5 protein-coding genes are annotated in these 3,791 nt (G+C 34.8%); all 5 read right to left on the bottom strand.

All coding sequences use genetic code 11. The features are described 5' to 3' along the window. Positions 1–596: 596 nt before the first annotated feature. Positions 597–746: a hypothetical protein gene (locus BUB08_RS20540; protein ID WP_217651668.1), complete on the bottom strand. Its 150-nt coding sequence runs from the start codon at positions 744–746 to the stop codon at positions 597–599. 180 nt (positions 747–926) lie between these two features. Then, positions 927–1,463 carry a hypothetical protein gene (locus BUB08_RS19865; RefSeq protein WP_073003674.1) on the bottom strand — a complete coding sequence of 179 codons (537 nt, stop codon included), beginning with the start codon at positions 1,461–1,463 and terminating at the stop codon, positions 927–929. 477 nt (positions 1,464–1,940) lie between these two features. Further along, positions 1,941–2,153: a hypothetical protein gene (locus BUB08_RS20440; RefSeq protein ID WP_073003672.1), complete on the bottom strand. Its 213-nt coding sequence runs from the start codon at positions 2,151–2,153 to the stop codon at positions 1,941–1,943. A 167-nt stretch (positions 2,154–2,320) separates the two neighbouring features. Further along, a complete protein-coding gene (locus tag BUB08_RS19850; protein WP_073003671.1) occupies positions 2,321–2,842 on the bottom strand; it encodes a hypothetical protein in 522 nt (173 codons plus the stop codon). A gap of 169 nt (positions 2,843–3,011) precedes the next feature. Beyond that, positions 3,012–3,665 (bottom strand): hypothetical protein, encoded by a 654-nt coding sequence (locus BUB08_RS19845; protein ID WP_073003670.1) that lies wholly within the window; start codon positions 3,663–3,665, stop codon positions 3,012–3,014. Positions 3,666–3,791: the final 126 nt, after the last annotated feature.

Here is a 3,791-nt window from a genome sequence, read left to right as displayed (position 1 = left end):
TTTTCAAAGCTCCGCTTCCTCAGTTACATTTCATTTGTCTTTGAGGAATATTTTTTTCTGCCTTGCTCTTTTCTTTGTTTTCTTCTTTTCTCTTCCAAATCTGGCTGACTGTCCAGAAATCCTGTGCTTGTCGTTTTTCTTTTCCTTTCTTGTCTTTGTCTTTTTACAATAGGCTTTTATTTGTTAATCGGTTCCTTTTTCAAATGCGCTGGTAACGGCCGGGTGCATGTTTGCGAAGCGGATTCCGAAGAGATTTTCCGTCCGGCAGGACGAGGAAAATCGAAACGAGAATCCGCGGCTGGCAAACCACCAAAACCGCTATGCAATATGCACATTGTTACAGCGCGTTTTTGTCTTTATTTCTTGTCAATTTTGTCAAGTTGTAAAATGTTGTTTTGGGGCTGTTTCACTCCGTCATTTACTTTTTTCTATTTCCTTTTCCTTGTCTTTCTATTTTGTAAAAAAGAGAAGTCAGTATTTGGTTGTTTCTGCTCACTAATTGTCTGTCGATTTTTGAGCTAAATTTATTCATTTTCCAGCCAATCCGAGCAACCAATAATCAATGTTTTATTCACTTTTTTCAAAGCTCCGCTTCCTCAGTTACATTTCATTTGTCGTTGAGGAATAATCTTTTCTGTCTTGCTCTTTTCTTTGTTTTCTTCCTTTCTTTCCAAAATCTGGCTGACTGTCCAAAAATCCTGTGTTTGTCTTTTCTCTTTTCCTTTCTTGTCTTTGTCTTTTTGCAATAGATTTTTATTTGTTAATCGGCTCCTTTTTCAAATGCGCTGGTAACGGTTGGTACATGTTGTCGGGGCGGATTTCGGAGAGCGTTCCTGTCCGAAGGACACGGAACTGCGATGCGAGAATCCGCAGTTGGCGTACCACCAAACCCGCCCTGCAATATGTACCGTGTTAGCGGTTGTTTTTTAAATTTGTTTCATTATTCTTTTTCTAATATAAATGCAATTTTGACTATCAAATCCTAGGTCAACTGATAATTTGAAAATCTCATCTGCAAACTTATTTCTCTCATATCTTTCCTTAGATATATAATTTCGAAGTTTTAAATAATCAAATATCTTTTCAATTGCATCATCTTGATAATTATTAGATTCGAAAATTGATTTCGCAACATCATAAAGGTCACTGGGTACATTGGCTCCGTTTATAAAATAGTCTACATATTTTATAAAATTGGGATGTCTAAAAATTTGTTTGCCTTTTGTTCCATTTGATTCAAAAACTTCCTTGCGAGAAAGCTTTGTTCTACCATGTTGAAAATCTCTGTCTAAAAAATATTTTAGTCTGTTTTTGGGTATTGCTTCTCGAGCAATTAGGGACTCAGTTAAATCTAGTAATGCATCTAAAGATTTTTGATTTTCTTCAAAATCGTTTTTAAAGTTGCATTTTAAGGCTAGTTCATGTAAGCTCTTTTCTTTTTCGGTTAGTTCAATTTGGTTCATTTATTATCATTTTTCATTTAAATCCCCAATTGATTAAATAAACAATCAAAATCACAAGGGACGATATCAAGACCAACATTATATTTCTAAGTCTTTTGTAGGATTTAAGCAGTGCTAAGAAATGGTTCTTTTTATACAGGTCAGGATATTCAGATTTCTCTGGTATTGGATAAGCAATGTTTAATAAGCTTGACTCAAAATTTTCATCATTCTTGTGAAATTTTCTAGCGTACATGAAAATATCCCTTTTGGTTGCTCTCAATGTGAGATATATTAAGAATATCAATATTGATATGACACAAAATGCTATGACTATAAATTTATTCATTCTGTTCGTCTTTTAAAATAACCGCTAACGGTTGGTACATGTTGTCGGGGTGGATTTCGAAGAGCGTTCCTGTCCGAAGGACACGGAACTGCGAAACGAGAATCCGCAGTTGGCGTACCACCGAACCCCGCCCTGCAATATGTACTGTGTTATAGCCCGTTTTTTTCTTTTATAATTTCATTTTGTCCAATTTTAAGTCTCTCAGAGTATCCTCCGTTTGTATAAATTACCGTTTTGTTTTTAATAATGGCAATATCTCCTGCCGCAGGTATGCTATCCGCATAAGAAAAATATAAGCTGTCATTTTGTATTCGGACCTTTCCAGAAAATACTTCTCTGTCATTTGAACGAATTCCTGTCAAAACAAATTGAAAAGTACTGTCTTCGTAAATTGTTAGATAAACCCAACCTATTGGTGCTTCTCGACCTGCTTTTAATATCTCCTTTCTTTCAATTGGTATTTTTGAAGTCCTCTGGCAGCAAAGAAATATTAATGCAATTATGGTGATTAAAGTGGGTTTTTCATTTTTTATGGGAATTTAATATCTCCTTGTTCATTCACAAGATTCCATTCAGTTTTATCAATCGAAGAAGTGTCTATTGCAGTTGGTAAAATCCAATACTTTAAAAAAGGCTTTATTTCAACAATTCTGTTTCCTTTATAACCCAATGCACCAGAATCATATATCTGCTTTTTTATTTCTTTGTTTTCCGTTTTGTTTCGATAAATCGTTGTCACAGTAGTCCAAGCACCAAATCCAATTTGGAACATTAAGCTAATCATGATTATAAAAGATAGAATTGAAGTGAAAACTGTCCCGATGACAAAGATTAGATTTTTCTTCTTTGAGTTTCTTTTTTTTACAGTCTCAACGAGTGTAAGGAAAATCGCAATCGGAAATCCTTGCATAATTGTGTCGTAATAACAATGCATTATTTTATTGTCCGCAAATTCGTAAGGCAAGATTTGTCCAATTGTCAGGCTAAAAACAGTCAGCGCAATAAAACTTATCGCAATCCAGAATATTATTTTTCGTATCGGCTTTCTCACTGCTTTAATTTCCTTATTCGAAATGGGCTATAACGGTCACTTGTAAGTTGTCGTTGCGGATTTCGAAGAGCGTTCCTGTCCGGCACGGACGGAAAGATGTTGCGAGAATCCAGCGTACGACACGGCACGAACCCCGCAATGCAATTTACAGATTGTTAGCGGCTGGCTTTTATTTCAAAAAATAATTATTAAAGGTTGACTTTATTAAATTCCATAATATTTCAACATTTTCTTTTGTAATGCTTAATTGTATCACGACGCTGATAATGGTCCCAATGAATAAGTTCATCCAATCAAATTTTCCTAAATCTTTTGCTAATTCAGTCAGTCGCCTTAATTCTTCTTTTATTTCGTTTTGTTGTTGAACAAGTAGAGGAATAGAATTCAAATTTTGAGAAAGATGCTCAACTTTGCTTTTCAGTTCTTCATATTCTCTTGCTGAGAATTTAGAATTATCGAATTTGGTAGAAAAATTAATTGCTGATATTTCTCGTCCTAATCTTTCCCAATAGTTTGGTTCTTTTAATTCTCTTGTTAGATTATCTAACCATTTTCGAAAGTGTTCTGTAATTTCATTCCATCCAATTCTGCTGGAAATCTCAAGGTAAGAATCAAGTCCCGGCACGTAATTTACAAAATAGGATTTTACATACTCACTATCCTCAAATATTGCAAAGTAGTAATTTGAATCTTTTAGTCTTATTGAGGTGTCCTCGCTACTGTTGGCCTGAGGTTCATTTATTGTAAACTGTCCCGGGCTTAAACTCTCTCTGTTTTCTATGAATTTAAAGAGTTCGTTTTTTTGTGATAAGAGTAATTTCATTGTCAGTATGCGTTTGTTTTCAAGCTTGCCGCTAACGGCAGTCTGTCTAAAAACCCATTGCAGGGCTTGTAATATTAGATTGATTTCTGCCGGTTAAGGGTTGATTTATTATTCCGGGATTATTCA

This window comes from Mariniphaga anaerophila (genome assembly GCF_900129025.1).
Taxonomy (GTDB): Bacteria; Bacteroidota; Bacteroidia; order Bacteroidales; family Prolixibacteraceae; genus Mariniphaga; species Mariniphaga anaerophila.
This window is presented reverse-complemented; position numbering and strand designations above follow the sequence as displayed.

Bases quoted from the DNA above. Each gene is read 5' to 3' on its own strand.
- BUB08_RS19865 (WP_073003674.1), bottom strand. From the start codon at position 1,463: ATGAACCAAATTGAACTAACCGAAAAAGAAAAGAGCTTACATGAACTA.
- BUB08_RS19845 (WP_073003670.1), bottom strand. From the start codon at position 3,665: ATGAAATTACTCTTATCACAAAAAAACGAACTCTTTAAATTCATAGAA.